Below are 24,186 nucleotides of genomic sequence, written 5' to 3'. Positions count from 1 at the left end.
ATGTCTAGCCCCACCACTTCTTCGAATTACCGATGGATCATTTGTGCACTGCTCTTTTTCGCCACAACGATCAATTACATAGACCGCCAGATCCTGTCGCTGATCAAGCCTATCCTCGACCAGGATTTGGGATGGACCAATACGCAATTCGGTTGGGTGAATTCACTCTTTCAAGGGGCTTATGCCATCAGCTATCTCGGGTTTGGTTGGTTCATCGACAAGTATGGCACCAAAATTGGCTACAGTCTTTCCATTCTTACGTGGAGCCTGGCAGCTGCGGCCCACGCACTGGTAAACTCCATTTCCGGCTTCGGGATCGCCCGGGTGGCACTGGGCTTGGGGGAAGGGGGCAATTTTCCTGCAGCGATCAAAAGCGTGGCCCAGTGGTTTCCGGTTAAAGAGCGCGCGTTTGCCACCACCTTGTTCAATTCGGGGGCCAACATCGGCGCGCTTCTTGTCCCGGCGCTCATTCCTCCGCTAGCTCTCACCTTCAGTTGGCACGCGCCCTTTCTCTTGGCTGGGGCTGCCGGATTGGTCTGGGTGGTGTTCTGGTGGGTGCTTTACAAGCCGACCGGTTCGTGCGGTCCAATGGATGCAGATGAACGCTCTTCAGATGCGTCCGAATCGGGTCAAGTCCTCCACCTGCCTTGGCTCAGTTTGCTCCGCTATCGGCAGACATGGGCTTATGTCGGGGCCCAAATCCTCATCTCCCCGGTCTGGTGGTTCTTTCTCATCTGGCTGCCGGATTATTTCAAGCAGACCCGCGGGATGGATCTCAAGACCATGGGTCTCCCCCTCGTGCTGATCTATGCCATCGTCACGGTCTTGAGCATAGCAGGCGGATGGGCAGCCAGGGCCATGGCCGGCCACGGTTGGAGCGTCACCCGAACGCGGCGAATGAGCATGCTCCTCTTTTCCTTCGCCGTATTGCCGGTTGCTTTTGCCACCCAGGTGTCCCTTTGGCCCGCAGTGATTCTCATCGGGATTGCCGGGGGCGCCCACCAAGCATGGTCGGCGACGCTTTACACGACGGTCTCCGACGTCTTCCCCAAGAGCGCAGTTGGATCTGTTGTGGGTCTGGGCGGCTTTGCCGGATCCATCTCAGGCATGGTCTTCCCGATTGTCTGCGGCTGCGTTCTTGATGCGATGGGTGGAGCAGGCTATGTTGCTTTGTTCGCATGGTGTGGGCTCGCCTATTTTGTCGCGTACGGGATCAATCGCCTGCTCTGTCCGCAGTTCACACCGATTGCCTTGGAGACAAAGTCATGAAGCTTGGTTTGTCGTCTCCAAGAACCAGAAATGATTCCATCCACCAGAAGCAGCACTCAATATAAATACTGTGAAAACACTTCCATGAACATACCAACTCTTCTTGCCATCGCGTCCATCACCCTGATTCCCGAACTTTTTGCGGAAACATGGCCTCTGTGGCCTGAGGGACCTCCCGGTGCCCTCGGCTCGGAAGAAAAAGATATTCCAACCCTCACCGCCTATCTACCAGCAGAGGGAAAGTCCAACGGCAGCAGTTTCCTTGTCCTCCCCGGAGGAGGCTACGGCGCACTGGCCAACCACGAGGGCGAAGGCTACGCCAAATGGCTGGCCATGCAGGGCATCACCGCTTACGTGCTCAAGTATCGCCTCGGAACCTCCGGCTACCGGCACCCTGTCATGCTGGGGGACGCGGCGCGTGGGCTGCGCACGGTCCGCGCTTGGGCCCGCCGGGATGGACTCGACCCCGCCCGCATCGGAATCATCGGTTCCTCAGCCGGAGGCCACCTCGCCTCGACGCTGCTCGTCTACCACGATGGCGGCAAGCCGGACGCGACCGATCCCATTGAGCAGGAAAGTTCACGACCCGACCTGGGCGTTCTTTGCTACCCGGTCATCAGCAGCGGCGAGTACGCACATCGGGGATCGTTCAATAAGCTTCTGGGCGAAAATCCCCCAGCCGAGCTTTTGCAACAGCTTTCCACCGAACTCCAAGTGACTAAGGAAACGCCCCCCACCTTTCTCTGGCACACCTTTGGGGATAAAGCCGTCCCGGTCCAAAACTCACTCCTCTTTGCTTCGTCTTTAGCCAAAGCCGGAGTGCCTTTCGAGCTGCATGTTTACGAGAAGGGCGGACACGGCATGGGCCTCCCAGGGCCCGGTAAACCCGCTCCGCCTTGGGATGGCGAACTGCTGCGCTGGCTCAAGGTAAGGGGCTTCATGCCCTAAATGCAGCGATACGAACCCCAGCTCAACCCATCCACCCAATCCATGAATCATCGTTTTCTCATCCTCGCGGCACTAACGACCCTGCTTGCTGCTGTGGCCTCCTTCTCCCTCACCGCAATGGATCAGGCCAGCCCATCCAAGCCAAACATCATCGTCATCCTCGCCGATGATGTCGGCTGGGGTGATGCGGGCTGTTACGGCGCCACCCAGATCAAAACACCCAACATCGATCGACTGGCCAGTGAGGGAGTTCGATTTGTCAATGGCAGCGCCTCCGCCGCCGTTTGCACACCCACACGCTATTCTATGCTCACCGGCCAGTATGCCTGGCGCAGCCGTATCCCTGGGGTGATGAATGGTGTGACCAATGGCCTCACGCCACTGGTCATCCCAACAGACATGGCCACCGCGCCCAAGCTTTTGCAGAAAGCTGGTTATCGTACCGCCGTGATCGGCAAATGGCATTTGGGATTGGGAGTGACCAGGCCCGATTACAACGGCGAACTCAAGCCCGGACCCCTGGAAATTGGTTTTGATGAATTTTTCGGCATCCCCGCCACGAACGACCGAATCCCCACGGTCTTTGTCCGCGACCATCGGGTCGTCGGCCTGGACCCGGCCGATCCGATCCGGGTTTCCTACGATAAAGAAGAGGCCATAAAACTTGGCCTTTCTTCCTGGTCCGCGGGACGTGATCGCATCGGCTGGGGCAGGGGAGGCCAGTCCGCTTGGTGGAAGGATGCGGACATCGCGGAAAACCACACCGCGGAAGTCCTCAAATTCCTCGAACGAAACAAGGAAAACCCCTTCTTTCTTTATTTCGCCCCGCATGACGTCCATTCCCCGAAGATTGCCCAAACCCGCTTCGCCGGGGCCAGCGGCCTGGGAGAACGCGCCGACATGCTCCTGGGTCTGGACGATGCTATCGGACAAGTCCTGCAAAAGTTGGACCAACTCGGCTTGGCCAAGGACACCCTGATCATCTACAGCAGTGACAACGGAGCCTACGTCAACAACGAGCAGGGTCACCGACCCACCGGCCCCTTCCGAGGTGTCAAATCCACTTCCTGGGAGGGCGGCACCCGCGTGCCGTTCATCGTCCGCTGGCCGTCACGCATCCAGCCCGGCGTTTCCAAGGATCTGGTCTCCACCCTGGATGTGCCCGCGACCCTCTGCGCGGCCGCCGGGATCCCCCTTCCTGCAGGCTCGTTGCCCGACAGCTACAACATGCTCCCGGCTTTGCTCGGCGATCAAGGCGTCGCCAGCCGCGAACACCTGATCCTCCAGTGCGGCAGTGGCCACCTCTCCGTCCGGAGTAGCACTTGGAAATTCATTCCAGATCTCGCTCTGGCCGATGGCTGGAAATCGGCCAAAAAGGATCCGAAGGTCCCCGCCCGACCGGGCCTCTACGATCTCTCAGCGGACCCCGGTGAAACGGTCAACGTCTTCGACCAACATCCTGCCGTAGCCCGGCGTCTGGCCGACGTGATCACCCAGGCCCGGGCCACCCCGGTCACGCGTCCGCAGTGACTCTGGCGGCCCACCATAGGGATGGGGAAGGTTCTTCCCTAGAAGTCATCTCAAAAATAGGGCAAGTCCGCGTGATGAGTGCCACCTGCCCGAGCCCGAGGAGGAGCGAGCGCGCATATTGGAACGAGATACGCAAAGGAGAGACGACGAAGGGGGCGGGCAGGTGCCGCCATCACCCTCCGGGCTGGGGCCCAAAAGCCGCCCCGCTTCGTTGCTCGTCGGTCACGGGTATATTTCATACCTGCTCCCTTCTCGTGCCTCGCCGGACGGCTTTTGGACCCCCAGCGCGGGCTTGTCCTATTTTTGAGATGACTTCTAGACACTCATTCAAGTTATTATACTTTATGCTCTATCTTTCTCGTGCTCTCTAATACCCAGCCACCTACATCAGGCGATAATGCGCCTTGCGGGAGGGCGAAGCTCCTGCTGAGCCGGTTTGGGCATGATGACCTGAACCCCGCTCGGCGGGAGCCTCGCCCTCCCGAAAAACCCGTCGCCCACTCAATGTGATTTGGTCTTTTGATCTTACTGGGACGATCCGTCAATAAAGACCATTTTTTCTGCGATAGGCGGGGTCAGGTATTCCACCCTGCCATCCAAAAAGCCTGCGATTGTCCTTCGTGATGGCAGATAGAAGATGTTGTTGGTTGGCCGAGCGTTATTTTTGGGCAGATCAACATAAGTCTCGGCATCGGCTTCATCGAACATGGCATAACCATAGGTCAGATAAATGGTTGAAGGAGCACTGTAGATCTGCTGTATCCTAATCCAACCATCATTCTCCGCAGGCTTGGTAAATTCGTAAAGATATGAATTTGTTGCAAACGGAACAGGCAGGCCGGACTTGTCGCCATACAACTTAGGTCCGTAAAACGGAGTGCCCTTCATAGATGAGACATCCGTGCCAAAAAGGGTGTTCAGCTTTGACTTTATCTGCGTTGAAAGTTGGGCCTGATTCGTTGTCGTGATTTCGGGAAATAGATACGGCTGTAGACGTCCCCAGAAGCTGGCGCTCACATAGGGATTGGTCAGAGAATCAGTGTCCCATCGAATAGTAACAATTTGACCATTGTTTTCACCTGCGTAGAGCGAGTTTGCTGCAAGTACAGCCCTCATCACTGCGACTGACTTGGTCTCTGCGGCCTTTTTTTGTGCCTTGTTCAAAGCTGGAACGACAAGCGCGGCCAGCAATCCGATGATGACCACAACAACAAGCAGTTCAATCAAGGTGAATGCGGATGTGTTGTTTTTGGCCGGGTGGGATCTGGATCTGGTTTTCATAGATTGGGGGCGGGTTGGGCTGTTCGCTGCTTGGGTTTTATACCTGTCAAATCGAAGCCACCAATCAGGGTCTCGTTGGGGCGCAGGGTCGTCCGGCCGGTGATTTGCCGGTCGTCCGATAGACGCAGGAAGGTCTCATTGCCCAGATTGATTTCGACATCGTGCCGGCTGTAATTGAAGAGAAACTCAACCGGCCCCTCGGAACCAGGACGGGTTTTGCGCACAACGCCCAAGGGCAGGGGCTGTCGGGGAAGTTCGAGCCTGCCGCCCAGCAACCGGTACACCGCCAACAAGCTTTCTTCGTCCAGACGGGCTCCGATGTAGGTGGTGGATCCTTTTTTCCGTTGGTTGCCCAGGATGATGGGTGCGCCCGCGTAAAAATCCGAAGCCAGGGTGGCCATCACTTTGGCCCCTTCTGCATGCAAATGCTCGATCACATCCCTGGCCCGCATCGCTTTGCCCAAGCCCTCGGTGGTACCCCGCACAGAAATCTGCTCGTCATCGTAAAGGTAATCCACTTCCTCATTCCAAAGACCGAACAATTCCCGGAGATTCGGCCCGGGGAAGCCTCCGCCCCAGCAGCGGTTGTGGCCGTCCACATAGCCGGTCAGGTAGGTCGCCAGCCAGTGGCCCCCTTCTTCGACATAGGCGGCCAGCTTTTGGGCTGTTTCCTGCCGCAAGAGAAAAAGGGCCGGCGTGACCACCAGCGAATAGTCGGAAAATGGCCCATCCACGGAGATAACATCCACTTCGATACCGGCACAACGGAGGGCGCGGAAATGCTCCTCGCAAGTATGGGTGTAGAGATCGCCCGGGGTCTCCACCTTCGGTCCGGCCGAGGCCGACAGCGCCCAGCGGCTTTCCCAGTCGTAAACCAAGGCCACCGGCGCCCGGTCCGGTCTTGCGCCAACCAAGTGGTTCAATCTCCCCAGAGTTTTACCGACTTCCGTACACTCCTTGAAAACCCGCGAATGCGAGCTTCCCTCATGATCGACGACCGCCCCGTGGAACTTCTCGCTGCCTCCGCGGCCCTTGCGCCATTGGAAGTAATGGATGACGTCGGCTCCGTTGGCCACAGCCTGCAGGACTTCCTGCAGGTGCACGCGCGGACGCTTGAGCTTGTTGACCTTGCCCCAATTGACGGAGCTGGGGGAACACTCCATCAGGATCCAAGGCCCCCCGTGTGCCATCCCGCGCATAAGGCTGTGCACGAAATCGGTATTCAGGCATTTTTTCCATCCATCCTCCCGGTCGTCGTAAAGCGGATAATGGTCGTTGGAAATACAGTCCAGCTTACCGGACCACTGCCAATAATTGGTCGCGTGATGGGTGCCCATGAAGTTGGTTGTGCAGGGAATATCCGGCGTGATCTCCCGCAGGGGGGCCATCTCGTTATCGAGGAAGGAACAGTGCTGGTCGTTGACGAAGCGCTTCCAATCCAGCGCCAGGCCGTCGATGCTCCGGTCGTAGGTGGGGATCTGGCTCCAATCCGTGAAGGTGTGGTTCCAGAAAGACGTCCACCATGCGCTGTTGAGTTTGTCCAGGCTCACGTAACGCTGGCGCAACCAAGCGTGGAACGCCGACCGACAAAGGTCGCAGTGGCATTCCCCGCTGAGTTCATTGCCGATGTGCCAGAGCGCGAGGGCCGGATGCTTCCCATAGCGTAGCGCCAGGGTGCGGTTGATCCGGTATACGGCTTCTCGATAGACCGGTGAGGTCAGGCAATGGTTGTGCCTGCCGCCGGAAGGTTCCCGGCGCCCGTCCAAGCCGACGCGGCGGATCTCAATATGCTTCTCCGAAAGCCACATCGGCTTGCTGCCGCTCGGGGTAGCCAGAAAAACCTTCATCCCGGCCTTGGCAAAGCGCTCCATGACGGCATCGAGCCAGTCGAACGTGTAGACCCCTGGTTTGGGCTCCATGGCCGTCCAAGAAAAAATCCCAATGGAAGCTGAAGTCACCCATGCCTTCTTCATGAGTTCGATGTCTTCCGACAAGACACGCTCCTGCCCCAGCCATTGGTCAGGATTGTAATCCGCACCATACATGATGAAACCGGCAGCCGGCATTCTAGGCGTGGGTTTCATAGTTAAATTTGTCGCGGAATTCTCATGAAATCCGAACAACCATGTAGGTCATACTCGGCACCATGCCGCCTAAATCACAATAGTTAAAACAGCGAGATAATCCGAACAGCACTAATCTGTCTGAATACTGTCTGCAGTCAACGAAAATCCGCAGTCACAAGACCAACGGCTCTGATGAAAAATGACTGCGATTTGCCGCACCGTGCATTCGCCTTGCCAGTGATAGTCTGCGCCCGCTCAAGAAGCTGTAGTCATGAGGAATGTAAGACTACACTTGTCAAAAGCGTCATGAGAACGGCATGATTCAAAAACCCTTTTATGCACCATGTCGGCCATTCTTAATATCAAACGACCTCCAAAAATCAGACCGGACATGAATCGCCGTTTGACGGCAGTCAAACAGATTCAGCAGTTCATCCAGTCCAACCGTCTCCAACCCGGTGAACGGATCCCGACGGTGCGCAAGTTATCCGAACACTTTGCCATCACCCGCGACTCGGTTTGGCGCGCCCTCCGTCAGATGCACGACGAGGGCTGGTTGGATGTGCTGCCGAACAAGCGCTACACGGTTTCCCAGCATCTGTACGCCAAAATTCTGCGTTCGATCCGGGTGAGGGCGTTGTTTTCGGGTGAAGGATATATCTATTTCTCGGGATTCCGCAGGCTGGCGGATTCCCTCACGCATCTCTGCCACAACCAAACCATTGATTTGGGGTTTGAACTTTTGCCCCTCGGGGCCAAACCGCAAAGCAAAATATGGGAGGACTGCGATGTCCTCTTGGTGGACAGCGACAGCAGCAGTGCGCTCTTGGAAACGTTTTCGACCTTTCCGGTCCCGGTGATCGGACTGGATGCCAACTACAGCGACCGCTATCTCGCCAATATCGTCACGGACCACCATTTTGGAGGCAGAATCGTGGCGGAAGCTTTCTTGCACCAGCAGAAGCCCAACGCATCCGTCATATACCATTCCGGTTCGGAAAACAAGGCCCGCATCACCGCACGGCTGGATGGATTCCGTCAGGCTTGGCTGGAAGCGGGCAGGTCCGAGGATTCCGTGGCCTTTGTGCCGATCGAGTGGAGCAGCAGTTCCTTCCAAATTGCCCTCCACGTGAAGGCCTTTCTCGAACAAAACCCCGCACATGGCACTTATTTTGTGACTGATGGCCTCCTGGCCACCAGCTTCCTGGACGTGCTGGACTACCAGGGGGTTCGCGTGCCGAGGGAAGTCGGGCTGATCGGATACGATGGAGCACAGCGAGGTGAACTCACCAATCCGCCCATGACCACGATCCAGCAGGATATGGAAAGCATCGCCGAATCGGCCCTCGAATGGATCCATAAAATCGCCCGCGGCGACCAGACAAATGCCACGAGCCTGGTGCGCATCCCCCCCGTTTTGGTGAAACGCAGTTCGTTTTAAGCCGGATCAATACAGTTCTCTGCAAAGGAAGCGAAGAGCTTAAAGCAGAAACTCTTGGCATTGAGGGCATTACTGAGCATCGTATAGCCGGTTAATCATTTAAGGCCAAGCAAGGCCCGTTTGTTTCCAGAAGGATTTAAGCAAGTTGGGGCGTCTTTGGGTGCTGCGTAGCTGGCTGCGGGTTTGGCCCAACAAGGCTTCATTATCCAAGACAGCACGGTTGGCCAGACGGCCTTTGGTATGGCCCCAGAGATACTCGGTGGCATTGAGTTCGGGAGCATATCCCGGCAGCCATTCCAGCTTGAGCCTTCCCCGGCTTTCTTCCTCTGCCTGGCCCACCAAGGACGTCCGGTGGGCGGGCAGTCCATCAAGCACCACCACCATCTTTCCCCGCACTTGTCGCAGCACGGCCCACAGGAAGGCGGCTACATCGGGCCATTTGACTCCGTGGGGCAGGATGCGGAAGACTGCCCGCTTTCTGCCCACTACGGCGATCACGCTCCATCGTTTCCAATTGAAGCGGTGGCGGATGACCAAGGGCCGTCCGCGTGGGGCCCATGCTCCGCGCAGGTGGGGTTTGTGGCTGAAGCCGGTTTCATCCATGAACAGGATCACCCGCCGCTGGGCACGGGCTTTTTTTTAATCAAGGGCCAGCTCCGCTTTTTCCAATGTTCAATGGCCGCCTCATTGCGTTCCACCGCCCTACGAACCGGCTTTTGGCAACTCCATCCCATCGACCGCATGACCCGCCACACATGGCCCGGGTGGTAGGATACCCCGAAGTGCTTTTCAATCAGAGCGGCCACCCGGCCCAAGGTCCACAGCCTATCGGCATGGCCCGTCTTCTGGGCCCCCCGGCACAGCAAGACTTGGAGCCGCTCAAGCTGCCTGCTATGGAGCCGGTGCTCGGTGCAGGCATGCCGCTGGGAGAGAACTTGGCCGGCTTGCCGCCGTTTTTCCCACTTGCTGACCGCCGCTCCGCTTGCCTTCAGCTTTCAGGCCACCTCGGCCTGACGATAGCCCTGCTCCAACATCCGGCAGCCTTCCAGCCGCCGCTTTTCCATCTTTTCCTGTCGCTTGGTCCGTTGTATCTTCATGCCCAGCTTTTGTAGCAGGGTTTGTACCAACATTAAATTCCTGCACGAAGCTCAGTAATCCCTTCATCACTTGCCCCCGGGACGGATGACGGAGTGTATGATACCTGAAACCTGAGACCTGAGACCTGAGACCTGAAACTCGAAAGCGGAAGGCAGAGGACGGATGGCTGATCGTCGAAAGCTGACGGTGTGTTTTGATTCAGGAGGTCCTTGGATCGAGTGGATAAGTGAGGAAGGTGGTGGGCGTTAGGATGGAGATATCCAAGAAAGGGTGCAGGCGCAGAAGGTCTTCATCTCCGGTGATCAGGGCGTCGGCCCGCCTGTTCACGGCCAGGGTCAGAAACTTGTCTTCTTTGGCATCCCGACAGGCCTGGATGGGACGGAGGGTGGGTACATGGATCACCACCCGGCCAGGAGTTCGAAAAATCGTTTTCGTTCCGCCAGATGGACGTATCGGGCGAACTAGGGACGGTCCAGGATGTCGTCCAACTCGTGGAGGGTCTCGCCCGAAACCAGAAGCTGCCCGGATTGAAGGGCCCGTCCGACCGCACGGGCGGGAAAGGAGTCGGGCAAAAGCCGATGACTGATACCAAATTAAAATGACTGAGCGACAGAATAAACGGGAGGGCGATCTGACTGAGCCGTAACTATGCAGGTGAAATCGCGCAGAGACGCCGAGGAGGAACGAAACGGATTTGGGAAGAAAAGGGATTCACCGAACGGTGATCAGCCTCTTCTGTTGTAACCACGCATTTTCCCTCTGAGTTCTCTGTGTCCTCTGTGGTTAAACTGCATCGTTCCGGCTGAGGCGGACCGCCGAGCCGGTTTGATGTCTCTATTCCAAGGGCGGCTCAGCCCCGAAGGCTTACGGGGGAGCCAGAAGCATCGCCCTTCCATAAGGCACTTTTGCGCCCACTCAATTCAGTTTGGTGTTATACCAAATCCGATTGATTGGGCGCGAAAGCGCCCCGGAGGACCGCACGCTGTGCGGCTTGGTCGTCCCGAGATGCTTTGCAAACGGGACCTGTCGGAGACCCCGTTTCACGTGGCGACCCTCCGATTGAAACAGGCTCATTCAACATGATTTGGTCTTACATCAGTCGTCCCAGCGATTGCCTGGCTTCGTTGGCGGTGATGAGTTTCATTTCAACCCGATTGGATGATTCAGATGAAATTTCAAACAAGGGGGGGCAGGATGGGAATTGCGCACGATGGAGGGCAGTTTTCCGTGTCTGAAATTTGTTTGCTTAAGTAACTTTGCTTGCAATAATTGAGCCAGATGCAGCGATGCTTGATCAAAGGCAGTTGGACGCCCCGTCGCTTGCCCCGGATGCTGGCGGTCTTCGTTCTGGGTGTGGCCGCGCCTGTCCCACTTTCCGCGGCGATTATCCAGGCCGGGAATGTCACCTCCACCCTCGGTCCCACGTTTTTCATTGATAATGCCCTCAACGGGGGAACGGATACGGACATCAACCAGCCGGCGGTGGGGGTTTTTGATCGCTACTTCAAAGGCCTCCTGACCCCCAACCAAGGTCCCACCCGGGTCAGTATCACCGGCTTCGGTTTCGCCGCCCACACCAGCGCCACGGCGAACGATGCCACTTCGGTTGCCGTCACCTTCACCTATCTCGGGGCGAACGAGGCCAGTGGCGGGGGCGACGATGTCGTCCTGGGCACGGTCACGGGCAACTACAGTTTCACCGGCGGTGGCGAGTATGTCTTTGCCTTTGATTCTGCACTTACGGCGAACCTGACGATCACCGGGACCCGCTTCCGCATAGCCGTGGCGCCCTCGAATTCAGGTGGCAATGGCTCGTTGAAGATCAAGAATTCGGCCATTTCCTACGAAACCGGCACCGGGGCGAGCCTCAGCGTGGCCGGGGTGGCGGCGTCGCAAATCATCCCCCAACGGGTGAACCTGGCCAAATACCAGCCCGTTACGGTTTCGTCGGTCAGCGGCAACCGGCTCGGTTCCTACGTCACCGATGGGGATGCGGGTAACGACAGCCGTTGGATCAGCCAAAACTGGGCCTACAACACTGCGCGGATCGATTTTCCCTTCCCGGTGGAGGTTGGCAGTGCGCAGCTTTTCATGGGTGTCGATGACACCCTTCCGCTGGCCAAATTTGGCCTCCAATACTTGAACGGAAGCACGTGGACGACGATCAACGGGACGGACATCGATGGGAACTCCAATGTCGAGCGGAACTTGGTCTTCGGCGCGCCCGTCACCGCGTCCTCTTTCCGGATCATTGTGACTGATCCCACGATTCGTTTGCGTGAGTTTGCGCTCTATCCGCCCAACGGGCCGTCCGGCTATCCGATCGGCACGGATATCAAAATGAATCTGGCCCTGCAGCGTCCGGCGGTGGCCAGTTCCCACACCACGGGCCAGTTCCCCATTTATGCGGTGGATGGCAGGACCCACACGGGTTCTTCGTGGCAGACTACGACCAACGGCACGAACACGTTGGACATCGAAATGGTGGCCTCGACCAAGATCGGAAGTGTGCATTTGTATTCCGGGTCGGCGACCACTTCCGCCCTGGCGGATTTCACACTCAAATACTGGAATGGCACCGCTTGGACCAACATTCCCGGCGGCGGTGTAACCGGCAATACCCAGCTCAACCGCATCATCCCGTTCACCACCCCGGTCACCACGACCAAACTGCGTCTGGAATTCACCAAGAGCAGCGTCACTCCCACCATCATCCGGGAGTTGCAAATCTTCCCTGCCAACACGGGCAATGTGGGCTACGTTCTGGGCACCGACATCAACCCTTCAGGTGCCTACGCGGATTATGAGGATTTCAACGACGCTTACCATCAAATCACCAATATCGCGGCCAATCTTGATATGGCCGTAGCCACCACCGGACAACCCGCCCTGGAGTCCGTCGGAATATCCGCCGCCCAAGCCCAGTACCAGGTCCTGCTCAATCTGGCCGATGGCACATACCGGTTGAGAAACCGGGACACCGGCGAGTGCCTCTCCGGGGCGCAACTCTCGCAAACGGCGGGCTTGGCCCTCACCGATGAACCCTACTTGGCCCTGCCTCACCAGGACTGGATCCTCGAGCCCCTGGGTGGCGGGCGCTACCGCCTCATCAATGCCTGGAGCGGACTGGCGATTGATACCCAAGGCGGGGCGACTGCGCCGGGCACCGCCCTGGTACAGAACACGGCGGGGAACGCGACCAGCCAGCAGTGGCGGATCAACTACGATACCTGGGCGTCCAAAAAAGGGATCGGTGGGGCCTTTGTCGGGATGAAATCGGACTGGCTGTACAACTGGGGCCCTTCCAACTCGGTCGCACTTCCCGCCGACACCGTCTACCATCCCATGCAATGGGGCAGTTTCAACTGGACCTACAACACGGGATCCGGCCCGATCTGGCAGAGAACCTCCGAGTGGCGCAGACGCGGTGACGGCATGCTGCTGTTGGGCTTCAACGAACCGGATCGCACCGACCAGTCGAATATTCCCCTGACGGATTGTGTCACCCTGTGGCCGCAACTGATGGCGCTCAACCAGCCCCTGGTCAGCCCATCTCCCGGAACGCTCAATCCTCCTGTCGGGGTGCCCAGCTGGCACGAGACATTCTACGCAGAGGCAGAAAGGCTCGGCTATCGGGTCGAATACAATGCCATCCACACCTATCCCGGTCCGAGCAGCGGTTCATCGGATTACCTGATCAACCTGATTGAAGCCGAATACAACGACTTCGGCCGACCGATCTGGCTGACGGAATTCGGCTTCGTGGATTGGGGTGGCAATCAATCTTGGAGTGAAGAAGACAACTACCAGTGTCTGGCGGAGTTCCTGTGGCGGGCGGAGGGTCTGGGTGCGCTGCGCAAGTATGCCCTGTTTGTATTCACCGCCGACGAGAACAATCCTGAACCTGCCAATCCGTGGGGAAGCTTCACCCCCGCACCCCGGTCGAATAGCTATGACACTTCCGGGAACCTCACCCCCTTCGGCAAGCTCTACGCCGCGTGGGACTGCGACACCACCGTGCGGACAGACAAGACCTACATCATCCATCACCGCGGCCTGCGCAAGAGGTTGGCCAACGCCGCCACGGGGAACACCAACCCCGGCGGGCGCACCATCCGGACTGATGGCGCGATCGTCAACTGGACCCTGGTCTCCGCCGGTGTCTCCAACAGGTATTATGTCGTCTCATCGATCGACGGCCGACGGCTGAGTCACACCACCGGAACAGGAGTGGCCCCCACCCTGGCGGCGGCCGGCACCACGGGAGTCAATGTGGAGTGGTCCCTCACCCACAAAGAAAACGGCTGGTTTTATCTCGGCCATCCCAACTCGAACACCCGCCTGAAGCTGGTCAGTTTCAATACCAGCAACAATGTGACCGCTTACCAAATGGTGACCACCACCACCACCGACGACAGCGTGCAGTGGCGCTTCATTGTCCCCATCCCGGATAACACCCCGCCGTCTCTTTCCGCCATACCTGACCAGGTGACAAACGAACTGACGAACCTCACCTTCAGCGTCAACGCCACCGACTCCACCCTTCCAGCTGGAAACCTCACCTACAGCATTGTGGATCCCCTCTCCAACACCACCATCAACAGCACGACAGGGGTTTTCAGTTGGACGCCCAGTGAAGGGCAGGGGAATGGAACGGCCTACACATTCACCATCCGGGCAAGCGACGGGCAACTGGCCGCGGATCGGACGGTCAACATCACGGTCAACGAGGTCAATGTGGCCCCCGCGCTGTCTCCGATTCCATCTCAGACGATGGATGAAGGCACCCTAGTCTCTTTCACCGCCAACGGGACCGATGCCGACCTGCCCGCCAATACCCTGACTTACAGCCTGATCAATGCGCCCAGCGGAGCCTCCATAAACTCCAGCAGTGGAAACTTTTCCTGGATGCCCTCCGAAGCCCTGGGCCCCGGCACCTTCAATTTCACCGTCATGGTCAGCGATGGCAATTTGACGGCCAACCGTTCGGTTTCCCTCACGGTCAACGAAGTCAACACCGCTCCTGTTCTGGCCGCCATTCCATCCCTCTCGGTCAACATGGGCTCCCTGCTCTCCTTCACCGCCAACGGGACCGATGCCGACCTGCCCGCCAACACCCTGACTTACAGCCTGAGTGGTGCGCCCGGCGGTGCGGCCATCAACCCGGGCTCCGGCGTCTTCACCTGGACACCCTCCGGAGCCCAAGGCCCGGGCACCTTCAATTTTTCCGTGCTGGTGAATGACGGCTTCCTCACCGCCAACCAGCCCGTATCCGTGAACGTGGCCAGCGCTTATCCCAGCCCCGGTGTCGATTCGGATGGCGACGGATTATCCGATCTGATGGAACTCGCATTCATGACCAACCCCGCGATTCCCAATGGAAGCCCCTTCCGGGTTGTCAGTGCGAACAGCGGAAATACGGTCACCCTGACATACCCCTGGAACTGGCAGGCCTCCGGACTGAGTTGGCAGATCCGCCACGGACGCGACCTCTCGAATATCCCGTCATGGCCCGTGGTTGCGCCTGCTTCCACCAACGTCGTGCGTGAAGGCAATGTGGACCGTGTCACCGTCACGGTCCCCATGGCCTACACCGACCGCGGATTCTACGTGATCGAGGTCATCGTAAACTAGAGCGCATCGCGTTTAATTGGCAGTGGTTTCCACTCCTTACTCTTACTTGCTCTCGTGCTCGTTCTCTCTCATTCAAAGAGCACGAGAATGAGAAAGAGTATGATACCAAATTGAATTGAGTGGGCCTAAAAGTCCCTTACGGGAGGGCGAGGCTCCTGCCGAGCCGGTTTGATGTCTCTATTCCAAGGGCGGCTCAGCCCCGAAGGCTTACGGAGGAGCCAGGAGCCTCGCCCTCCCGTTTATTCTGTCGCTCAGTCATTTTAATTTGGTATGAGAACGATCAGCTGGTCAAATGCAAAACGCCCTAAACCGGAACGGCTCTAGTTCCCGTAGATCCTGACGGTCTGGAGGTGGAGGGCGTCGGGTTTTTCCAGACGACGCTCGATTTTCACGTAGCGGGCGTCTTTCCCGGGGATGTGAGCACCGGCAACGAAACGGGTCACGGGGATCTCCCAGATGTCCGAAGTATCTGAGGCGGTCCAAACCGGCTCCCATGTCTGCCCGTCGAGAGACATAGAAACCATCACGCCTGTATTCCGCGTGGGATATCCCTCACGGTTGTGGATGAGGATGCCACGGATGGAATGCTCTTTCCCGAGGTCGATGATGGCACGGGGATTGGTTTCTTCCTGCGTGTGAAAGGCGAACTGATCCCCGGACAAGCTGCCGGTGAACAATAGCGGATGATTGGCTTCTTTATCCCACTGGGAGGCGGAACTGATCTGGAGGGTGGCTTTGTCGGAAATCACATCTCCGTATTCGGTGGCTTCGAAAAGGGATTTTCGTTTTTCAGGGTAAAGGATGCCAGGATTGGGTTTGTCCAAGGTCAGTTCAATCACCGTGCAGAGTGGATCGATGCTTCCATCCGGCAGGGCGATTTCCAGTTGGTCCCCACTCTGTTTGAAAACCACATCGGCACCGCCGTGAATCCCGGCTTTGAGGACTTTGGACGCAAGGCCCGCCAGTTTCAGAACGTTCCCCGGCGGCAAGCTTTTGACGTGGAGAAAAACGGACTTATCCCGGTAGACGCTGCCGCCCCATTTATCTGGGGTCCAAGGCCCGCCACGGGTGCCGTAGATGGCGAGGGCGTTCTTTTTCACCCAATCGCCCACAGCGGTGAGCGAGGCGATCTGATCCGGGGCGAAGGCCCCGCTCCATTGCGGGCCCCAACTGAGCAGCATATTGCCATCGCCACAGAGGCTGGAGACCAGCATGTCGACCAGTTGTTTGGGGGACTTGGTCGGCGTTTTGCTGTAAGACCACGTGCCACATAGGCACATGCAACTTTCCCATGGGCGATGGTTCTGGAAACTGCCGATCTTTTGCTCCGGCGTATCAAAATCGCCCGGCAAGCTGGCGCGGTTGTTGATGAGGATGCCCGGCTGTAGTTTCCGGATCATGCGGGTGAGGTTTTCGGCGTCCCACATCTCCGGGATGAACATGTCGCCCCAGGTCAGGGCATCGAACCAGAAAACGTCGACTTTGCCATAATTCGTGCACAATTCACGCACGGCCTCGTTCTGGTACCTGATGTAGCGCTGGTGCTTTTCGCCCCTCCAATTGGTGGGTTCGTAGTCGGGGTGGAGCCAGTCGCGCTGGGAGTAGTAGATGCCGAACTTCATCCCGGCCTGGTGACAGGCATCGGCCACTTCCTTCAAAAAATCTTTTCCGTAAGGCGTGTTTGTCACCTTGAAGCCAGACTGCTTCGTATCCCACATGTGGAAGCCGTCGTGGTGTTTGGCGATGACCACGATGTATTTCATGCCCGCATCCTGGGCGTGCTGGACCAGTTGTTTGGCGTCGAACTCTGGTATGCGGAATTCATCCTTCCAAGTGGTCCATTCGGAGGCCGGGTAAGGGCCCGCCCCCTTGTCCGGGGCCTTGCGGACTTGGCAGACGCCCCAGCTCAATTCGGCGTTCTTGTAGGTGGAGAGCCCGAAGTGGACGAACATCCCGTATTTGGCATCGCGGAACCACTGCATTTCCTGCGGGGTGGCGAAGTTGCTCCGGTTCCACGCATCCTTCGAGAAGACTTCGAAAGCATGCTTCGGATTTCTTGGGCGGGGATCATCTTCCAAAACGGACCACATGGCTTGGAGATTGGAGTGGAGTGTCAGTAAGACAACAATGATCCCAAGGACCGGGGTTGAACTTTTCGCAAGTTTCATGGCCTGCCCATGAAGTTCCATTTCACTTCGCCGTAACTCCACTTTTTTCCGCTGGTGTCGGGGGTGACAGAACCGACCCACTTCCCGGCGGCATCCTTGGCGAAGGCCAGACCGGTCCAGCAGAAATCACCCTTCTCGTAGTCGAAGATTTCGCCGTCGTCGTCGTAGAGATTCAGTCGTCCGGGAGCCTCGCCGTAATGGCGGACTTCAAGGGCGACGGTCTCACCCGCGGCGGGCGACTTGAGGCGGGTCTCGATCATGGGAATGAGGGACCCGTCTTTGACGAAGACCGGCTTGGTGGCGAGCGGAGGTGTCACCTCGATAGTCTCGTTAGCGCCTGCCAACTTGCCAATGTAGAAATCATACCATTTTCCGGCGGGAAGGAGGAGCTTACGGGTCTTCACACCCGGCGGGATCGGGGCGACGAGGAGCGAGTCGCCAAGCATATACTGATCTTTTACCTCGCGGGCAGGGGGCAGGACTTCGTAGGGGTTGGCCGTGGCGTCGAGCTTGCCGACCTGGGTCGTGGGTGCTTCGGCGGTGATGCCAGCGACGAGCTGCATGGGGCGGATGGGCGGCGTGCCCTCGTAGTGATACTGGGCGAAGGTGTTGTATAAATAGGGCAGCAGGCGTACGCGTAGCACGATGGCGTTGCGGATAGGATCCTTGACCTCAGCGTGAGACCAGAGTTTCTCGTCCGAAGCCCAGCCGTTGTAGAGGGCGAGCGGGGAGAAGCAGACGGCCTGGGTGCGACGGAGCGTATCCTCGCCGTTTTTGCTGCCACGGACTTCCGGCGACCAGAGCACGCCGGCGAAAGCACTGTTGACGACGGCGTTGATATAACCGTTGAACTCATAATTGTCGTTGTAAATGACAAAGGGATAAGGCGCGGCTCCCGCATTGCTGCCACGCACCTGTCCCATGGTGCGGCGGTTGGCCTGATGAAAAACAGCGAAAACGGTCTTTTGCAGGAGAAGGCCGTACGTTTGGCGGAGTTGCCCGCCGTCACGGCCCGAGGGGAAGAGGTTGGTGTCGGGCCAGAGGTATTGGTCGAAGCCGTCCACCTCGTCGATTTTGAATCCCCCGATGGCGGCGGGGTTCAAGTCGAGTACCTCGCGCTTGAGGTGACCGGCAAAAATCTGTTGCGCCACGGGCAGGGAGTAATCGGGCACGAGGCCATTCCAGACCAGATGCGTGCCGGCGTAGGGCAGCATCTTTTGGTAGAGTGGAGTCGAAGGGGGACCGATGCAGGGATTGAACCAGAGGTTGGCGCGGACTCCGGCCGCGGCGAGCTTGTCCAGGAATGCCTTGGGATCGGTGAAGCGGGTCTTGTCCCACTCGAATGAGCATGGATAGGTATGATTCATCCAGCCCGGTTCGAGACCGATCATGTCGAGTGGGATGCCGTGTTTTTGGAACTCCGCAATATCAGCCAGCACTTGGTCGGCGGTGTAGTTGGTGCGGACACGATTCATGAACCCAAGACCCCACTTGGGTGGAAGGGCGCCGCCGCCGGAGAAGAGATTGTAGCGGCGGACGGCATCCAGCGGGCTGGGACCGGCGAAGACATAGACGTCCATGCCGGGGGAGTCCGCCAGCACCTGAATCGAGTCGGAACGGGGTTGGGCTTACCAAGTGGCCTTGACAGGGGCCTCACCTGGCCGGGTGGGCATGATTTGGTTCGTTGTGCGGTCAATGAAGGGAGGTTTTTCCTTGGCGGCCAAGCGGACACCGTGGCCAATGGTCACTTTGAGGTAGCGGGCAGTGTCGAAGAGAACGGCGAAGCCCTTGGTCGAGACATAGAGAGGGACGGGGGCGTGCGTGCGGCCGGTGATGGCGCGCTGGCTGTCCCAATGGTCCACTTGCAGTTCAAACACCCCGCCGTTGCGGCGCATGGAGGAAAAATCCACGCCGAGTCCGTAAATATCCTCGTTGCTGCCGAGCGGGAACCGGACGGCCGTTCTGGCGTTGAAGTTGCGTCCTTCGATTTCGGCCGGGTCGATTGGGAAGGCCGCCTTGGGCATCCGTCCGAGCCATAAACGGGCTGGTGTGCCGCCTGCAGCACCGAGCAGAGTGAGCGGATCCGCCCGGCCCACGGTGGTTTTCCACACCCCCGGGGCGACCCCGGTCCAAGCCGGTGTGACGGGTTTCGGAATGGCGGCGTGGACCGGCAAAACGGATACCACTGACAAGAACAGCGTGGTGAGGGATATTCGTTGCATAGGATTCATACCAAATTCAATTGACTGAGTGACACGATGGGCGGGAGGGCGAGGCTCCTGCCAAGCCGGTTTGAGATCTGTCCCGCAAGGGCGGCTCAGCAGGAGCTTCGCCCTCCCATGAGACCCTTTGTCGCCCACACAATTCACTTGGGCTTATGCAAAAGCATGGCATGAAAAAGGGAGCGGACATTGTAAATGTCCGCTCCCCTTGTAGAAAACACGGAACGACCGGTTTGCCAAAGCTCACTGCTGGCCAACTATGCGGCCAAAGAGCTTGCTGGCGACCGCTTCCGAAGAAGGGATGGTAGCGACCACATGGAGGAGACCACCTGGCCCGGGAGTCACTTCATAATCCACGACCCCGGCAGTGAAGGTTCCGACCGTGCCGGGCACTTCAGTTTGATTTCCGCTGGCGAGCGTGCTGATATTGCCGCCGTATTGTACGGAGAAGACGGAACTTCCACGCTCCGCCCCACTCAGGCAGTCAAAGGCCACCACCAACGCGCCGGCATTTACGTTGTTCAATTGGAAGTAAGCATTGGCAGTCTCATTGACGTTGGCCGCACCCAGGAACCAGGCGACCCCGTTGCTCACGCCGTCGTTGTTGGCGTCCGCCGTGAAAGTTGCGTTACCCGCCCAGGATGCGTAGGGATCGGGCGCAACGGGCACAGTTGAAGAAACCACCAGTTGCAAGCCGGTGGTGCCCTGAAAATAAGCGTATCGCACAGGCGAGACCGCGATGGTCGCGTAGTTGGCATAACCGAAGTTTTGAATATAGTTGAGGTTGCTTGGCGTGGAGGTGATCAGGGTGTAGGTGCCATCGGGTGTGTTGGCCCAATCCACCACTTCGCCCCGGCTGCCGCCGACGATGTTGGCCACGGAAAAGTTTCCACCCAGGGTCACCGCGCCGTTCACGGTCATCGGAACATAGGTGGTGGCGTTCAGGCCCACTGCGTAGAAGAAGAAAGTGGCGTTGCTGGTGGAATTACTCGTCAGAGTCAGGTTGCCAGCGATCGTTCCCGGGCCGCCAATGCGTCCACCCGGCTGGACGTCGACACTGGAGGCGAGGGAACAGGTGCTGGCCAGTGCCAGTGAGGCCGTGTTCGTCACGGTGGTGTTGCCCAGATAGGTATTCACACCCGCCATGCGCAGCGTGGTTTCGAGGCTGCCACCCGCCCGGGTGACGATCAGTCCTCCGCTACCTGAGATGTTGCCGCTGAGAGTGGTCCGTCGGTCGGCTGTCGTCCAAGAATGGTCCACGGTCAGATTCCCGTTCAGGGTGACATTGCCTGTGAACGTCACGTTGTGATTGGTGCTACCGCCCTTGATCGCGCGGAAGCCGCCGGGGGTGACAACGATATTGTTTGGATAAGTAACCGTTGAACCACCGGTCCCGGTGGGAAAGAAGGTCAAACCGGCGCCAAAAGCATCCGCCACCGTTCCGATGGTGATGACACCGGTGCCGGCAGCGTTCACCGTGTTTCCGCCGAGGCTGACAGTTCCCCGGTCAATCGTGAGATTGCCATTCCAAGCGGAATTGTCGCCGCTGATTAAGATACGCCCGAGCCCGAAGTTGTCAGATATCGAAGTGATGTTGTTGTAGGTTGTGATCGTTAAATTGCCCGAACCCGAGACAGAGCGGGAGATGTTGAATGCATTGATCGTCGTTGTATTGCTGGATACGTTCTGCAGTCTAAGATTGGTGTTGGTGGCGATATCAAGAGTGCTGGGGATGGTGCCATTGTTTGTCAGGCTAAATGTATTGTTGCCTGAAAGGCAGGCATAGGAGAATGTGCTGTCAGCGGTCACATTGACTTGGTTGAAATAGTATTTATTGCCGCCGCCACTGACGGTGTTGGCTTGGAACGTGCCTCCATTCAGGTTGATGTTGCTAAAATTACGCGCATCGAGACCGTCACCGAAGGTATTGGCAATGAACGTGCCTCCAGAGACCGTTAAATTGCCGGTGAGAAGGTTGTTGTTGTTTGACTGCATCGTGCCGGTTCCTGTCTTAGTAATGCTCAAAGCCGCCGCCTGAAAGGGGCGATTGAAGAGTAGAACGCCGGAGCCGTTATGATCGACAAGCAGATTGTCGTTCAGGATGGGAGAGCCGGCTGTCGCAGTTGTGACGGTGCCAATCGTGATATTGGCAGTAGAACCGCTCGCGACCGTAATCGAGGCATTCCCACCCGGAGCGTCAGTGTCGAAGGTGAGACTTTGTGCTGTCGTGTTAGTGGTCTGGTAAAGGCCGACACTGAAAGCGCTGTCCACATCCGCACCAAAAGTCATAGACCGTATGATGCGGTTGGCCCCCAGGATGGTATTGAAATTCGTAACGTTGCTCGTGGTAAAATCAAGGTCAGATGTATTGTTAAAAGTAGGTGCAGGGTTGAAGTTGCCTGCGGCGCCCCAGGTCGGAGAGGTTCCGTTCGCACCGAGCCAAGTGAAAGTGGCCGCTTGGATGCAGGGTGCAAAAGCAAGAACCAAGGTCGTAATGGACGCAACGCTGAATGAACGTGAGCGTGAACGTGATGGGGATGGAAAAGTCTTCATTTTGGAGGTGTTCTTAAATATCGTAGATAGTAATAACGTTCTTTTTGTCAGATTATTGTCTGCTCTCGTTGACGTCAAGGGCGTAGAGTGTCTGGATGCACCTTTCTGAGCTCAGAAAGCGGGGCTGGTGATACCCAAAGGACCGGCATATAGCTCTCCTTAATGTGCCAGCTTATAATACCAAATTGAATTGAGTGGGCGTAAAAGTGCCCTACGGGAGGGCGAAGCTCCTGGCTCCCCGGTAAGCCTTCGGGGCTGAGTCGCCCTTGGAATAGTGACATCAAACCGCCTCAGGCGGATCGCCCTCCCGAAGAACCCGTCGCCCAGTCAAAGTGATTTGGTATAAACCAATTTTCGATCCACCCACCGGTGAATCTAAATCAAACGACAACGAAATTGTATTGATTCATAAAGCCCTCAATACCAAAAGCTTCTGCTTATTACTCTTCACGTCCTTTGCGGTAAACTGCGTTGATCCGCTCATACCCAATCACCTAAATTAGGTGATCTAGAACCTCAAAACCGGAGGGCCGATCGCCCGGGTGAAGATCCCTAGTCCCCTTGTCATTAGGCTTCGGGGGGTGGTGTGGCAGCCTTTGTCGCGGTGGTATTGGCCGAGGAGCTGGCTGCTGCAGCCGGGTCTGGAACCATAAAGGGCAGCACAGTGGCCGAGGTCCCCCCCTTCTTATCCATGGCATAGACCATGACCAGGTATTCGCCCGGAGCGGTCGGGGCTTGGATGACAGCGTGAGATGCCGAGGCTTGGGCCAAGGGGCCGGCAAGTGGCGTCGTCTTTTTGGTTTTGGCTTTCAAAATCCAGCTGACGAATGTCACCGTGTCGGCATTCGAGTCTTCCGCGGCAAATCTTATCGTCATGGACTCGCCGGGTTGCGCCACCTTGGACCCGGCACCTCCATCAAACTCCAGTTTGGTGATGACGGGGGCGCGGTTGCCGGCGATGGCTTTCCCGGTAAAACGTTCCGTCATCACATCGGCCTGGGGGGTCATCAGCAATCGATCGAATGTCTCACCATCCTGCAGGCCCTTCGGATTGTCATGCAACAGGAGGCTGAAATAAGTCGGACGATCGTCCACGGCATAGTGTCCCCAAACAAAAATCGTCGATCCCAGACAGAGGGGGGACTCATCTATGGCGTTGTAGCAATCCTTCAGGTCGTTGACCTTGCGGCTGACCGGTTCATCCAAAGGAGAGCCCCAGGGGGTATTCTTGAAATTCCAAGGCCCGTTGGTGTTGAACTCGGACATGTAGAAGGGCTTGCCCCAATGTGTTTCCGCATTCTTGATCCCACCACGCACGGCCCCCCGACTGTAGCATTGGATGCCGAGCACATCGATGTCTGGCGCGAATTTCTTGATCTTTTCAATATCCTCCGGTTTTGCATTGATCATGGTCAGACTGGTGAGGTGATTCGGGAATCGTTTGTGGATTTCCAAGGACATGCGGTTGGCCACGCGCAGATAAGGCTCGTTCAAGTGAACTTCATTGCCTAGACCCCACATGAGGATGGCAGGATGGTCGCCGAAGCCGACAATCCTATGCATCAGACTTGCGACCATTTTATCGCCGTTGGCAGTATAGTCGAAGTCCCACTTATGACCTTCCTTGTTTTTGTTTTCTCCGTGGTGGGGCATCCACTCGCTGACAATCACCTTGAGGCCCAGGGCATGGGCGCGATCCAGTCTCTCCTTCATCTCCTTGGGTTCACCGATGGTGTATCCGCGGACGGTGTTGACACCGAGTCGGGCCAGTCGAGGGAGGTCGTCTTCGTTGCAAACCCCCTTGATCTGGAAACTCTTGAAACGCCCGAAGCGCTGGCGTTCCACTTCGGTCATGCCCTCAGGAAGGACGAATGAGTAGGAAAAGGCCGAAGTGGCCAGGAGGAGCAGGGTCAAAAAAGTGAGTGGGGTGGTGGCTTTCATAAGTAGCGGGGATGCATGGGATGCTGGGTTGGGAT

At 57.6% G+C, this 24,186-nt stretch carries 15 protein-coding genes; 6 read left to right on the top strand and 9 right to left on the bottom strand.

From position 1 onward, the window contains the following. From SFU85_00795 to SFU85_00785, 3 genes are all read left to right on the top strand, one after another. Positions 1-1,269, top strand: a complete 1,269-nt coding sequence (locus tag SFU85_00795; GenBank protein MDX6765308.1) for an MFS transporter — start codon at positions 1-3, stop codon at positions 1,267-1,269. 84 nt (positions 1,270-1,353) lie between these two features. Next, the gene (locus SFU85_00790; GenBank protein MDX6765307.1) at positions 1,354-2,217 is read left to right on the top strand and encodes an alpha/beta hydrolase; all 864 of its coding nucleotides are present in this window, start codon (positions 1,354-1,356) and stop codon (positions 2,215-2,217) included. Between the two features lie 42 nt (positions 2,218-2,259). After that, positions 2,260-3,747: an arylsulfatase gene (locus tag SFU85_00785; protein MDX6765306.1), complete on the top strand. Its 1,488-nt coding sequence runs from the start codon at positions 2,260-2,262 to the stop codon at positions 3,745-3,747. A 525-nt stretch (positions 3,748-4,272) separates the two neighbouring features. Here SFU85_00785 and SFU85_00780 read toward each other — a convergent pair. Both SFU85_00780 and SFU85_00775 read right to left on the bottom strand, forming a co-directional pair. Next, positions 4,273-5,028, bottom strand: coding sequence for a type II secretion system protein (locus tag SFU85_00780; GenBank protein ID MDX6765305.1), 756 nt, complete (start codon positions 5,026-5,028; stop codon positions 4,273-4,275). Continuing rightward, positions 5,025-7,112, bottom strand: a complete 2,088-nt coding sequence (locus SFU85_00775) for a beta-galactosidase (GenBank protein ID MDX6765304.1) — start codon at positions 7,110-7,112, stop codon at positions 5,025-5,027. Before SFU85_00775 ends, SFU85_00780 begins: the two co-directional genes overlap by 4 nt. A 373-nt stretch (positions 7,113-7,485) precedes the next feature. Between SFU85_00775 and SFU85_00770 the strand changes: the two genes are divergently transcribed. Then, positions 7,486-8,535, top strand: coding sequence for a GntR family transcriptional regulator (locus SFU85_00770; GenBank protein ID MDX6765303.1), 1,050 nt, complete (start codon positions 7,486-7,488; stop codon positions 8,533-8,535). A 99-nt stretch (positions 8,536-8,634) separates the two neighbouring features. Here SFU85_00770 and SFU85_00765 read toward each other — a convergent pair whose 3' ends face one another. Then, a complete protein-coding gene (locus SFU85_00765) occupies positions 8,635-9,138 on the bottom strand; it encodes a transposase (GenBank protein ID MDX6765302.1) in 504 nt (167 codons plus the stop codon). Positions 9,139-9,831: 693 nt separating this feature from the next. Beyond that, positions 9,832-10,038 carry a putative toxin-antitoxin system toxin component, PIN family gene (locus tag SFU85_00760; GenBank protein MDX6765301.1) on the bottom strand — a complete coding sequence of 69 codons (207 nt, stop codon included), beginning with the start codon at positions 10,036-10,038 and terminating at the stop codon, positions 9,832-9,834. An 873-nt stretch (positions 10,039-10,911) separates the two neighbouring features. Between SFU85_00760 and SFU85_00755 the strand changes: the two genes are divergently transcribed. Next, a complete protein-coding gene (locus SFU85_00755; GenBank protein MDX6765300.1) occupies positions 10,912-15,267 on the top strand; it encodes a glycosyl hydrolase in 4,356 nt (1,451 codons plus the stop codon). 320 nt (positions 15,268-15,587) lie between these two features. On the opposite strand, the gene SFU85_00750 is transcribed toward SFU85_00755, so the two are convergent. The 4 genes from SFU85_00750 to SFU85_00735 form a co-directional block, all read right to left on the bottom strand. Next, positions 15,588-17,435, bottom strand: coding sequence for an alpha-L-fucosidase (locus SFU85_00750; GenBank protein ID MDX6765299.1), 1,848 nt, complete (start codon positions 17,433-17,435; stop codon positions 15,588-15,590). Then, entirely contained in the window at positions 17,432-19,036 is a 1,605-nt protein-coding gene (locus SFU85_00745) for a glycoside hydrolase family 31 protein (GenBank protein MDX6765298.1), read from the bottom strand. Before SFU85_00745 ends, SFU85_00750 begins: the two co-directional genes overlap by 4 nt. 27 nt (positions 19,037-19,063) lie before the next feature. Further along, entirely contained in the window at positions 19,064-19,657 is a 594-nt protein-coding gene (locus SFU85_00740) for a hypothetical protein (protein ID MDX6765297.1), read from the bottom strand. A 243-nt stretch (positions 19,658-19,900) separates the two neighbouring features. Beyond that, positions 19,901-21,946 (bottom strand): hypothetical protein, encoded by a 2,046-nt coding sequence (locus SFU85_00735; GenBank protein ID MDX6765296.1) that lies wholly within the window; start codon positions 21,944-21,946, stop codon positions 19,901-19,903. A 28-nt stretch (positions 21,947-21,974) separates the two neighbouring features. Here SFU85_00735 and SFU85_00730 point away from each other — a divergent pair, with 28 nt between their 5' ends. Continuing rightward, the gene (locus tag SFU85_00730) at positions 21,975-22,319 is read left to right on the top strand and encodes a hypothetical protein (protein ID MDX6765295.1); all 345 of its coding nucleotides are present in this window, start codon (positions 21,975-21,977) and stop codon (positions 22,317-22,319) included. Between the two features lie 458 nt (positions 22,320-22,777). Here the strand turns inward: SFU85_00730 and SFU85_00725 are convergent, their stop codons facing one another. After that, positions 22,778-24,151, bottom strand: a complete 1,374-nt coding sequence (locus tag SFU85_00725) for a hypothetical protein (protein ID MDX6765294.1) — start codon at positions 24,149-24,151, stop codon at positions 22,778-22,780. Positions 24,152-24,186: the final 35 nt, after the last annotated feature.

The sequence above is a fragment of the Candidatus Methylacidiphilales bacterium genome (genome assembly GCA_033875315.1).
In the GTDB taxonomy this organism is placed as follows: domain Bacteria; phylum Verrucomicrobiota; class Verrucomicrobiia; order Methylacidiphilales; family CAZTYG01; genus JANRJG01.
The sequence above is the reverse complement of the archived record's forward strand: the minus strand, read 5'-3'. Positions and strand labels throughout refer to the sequence as shown.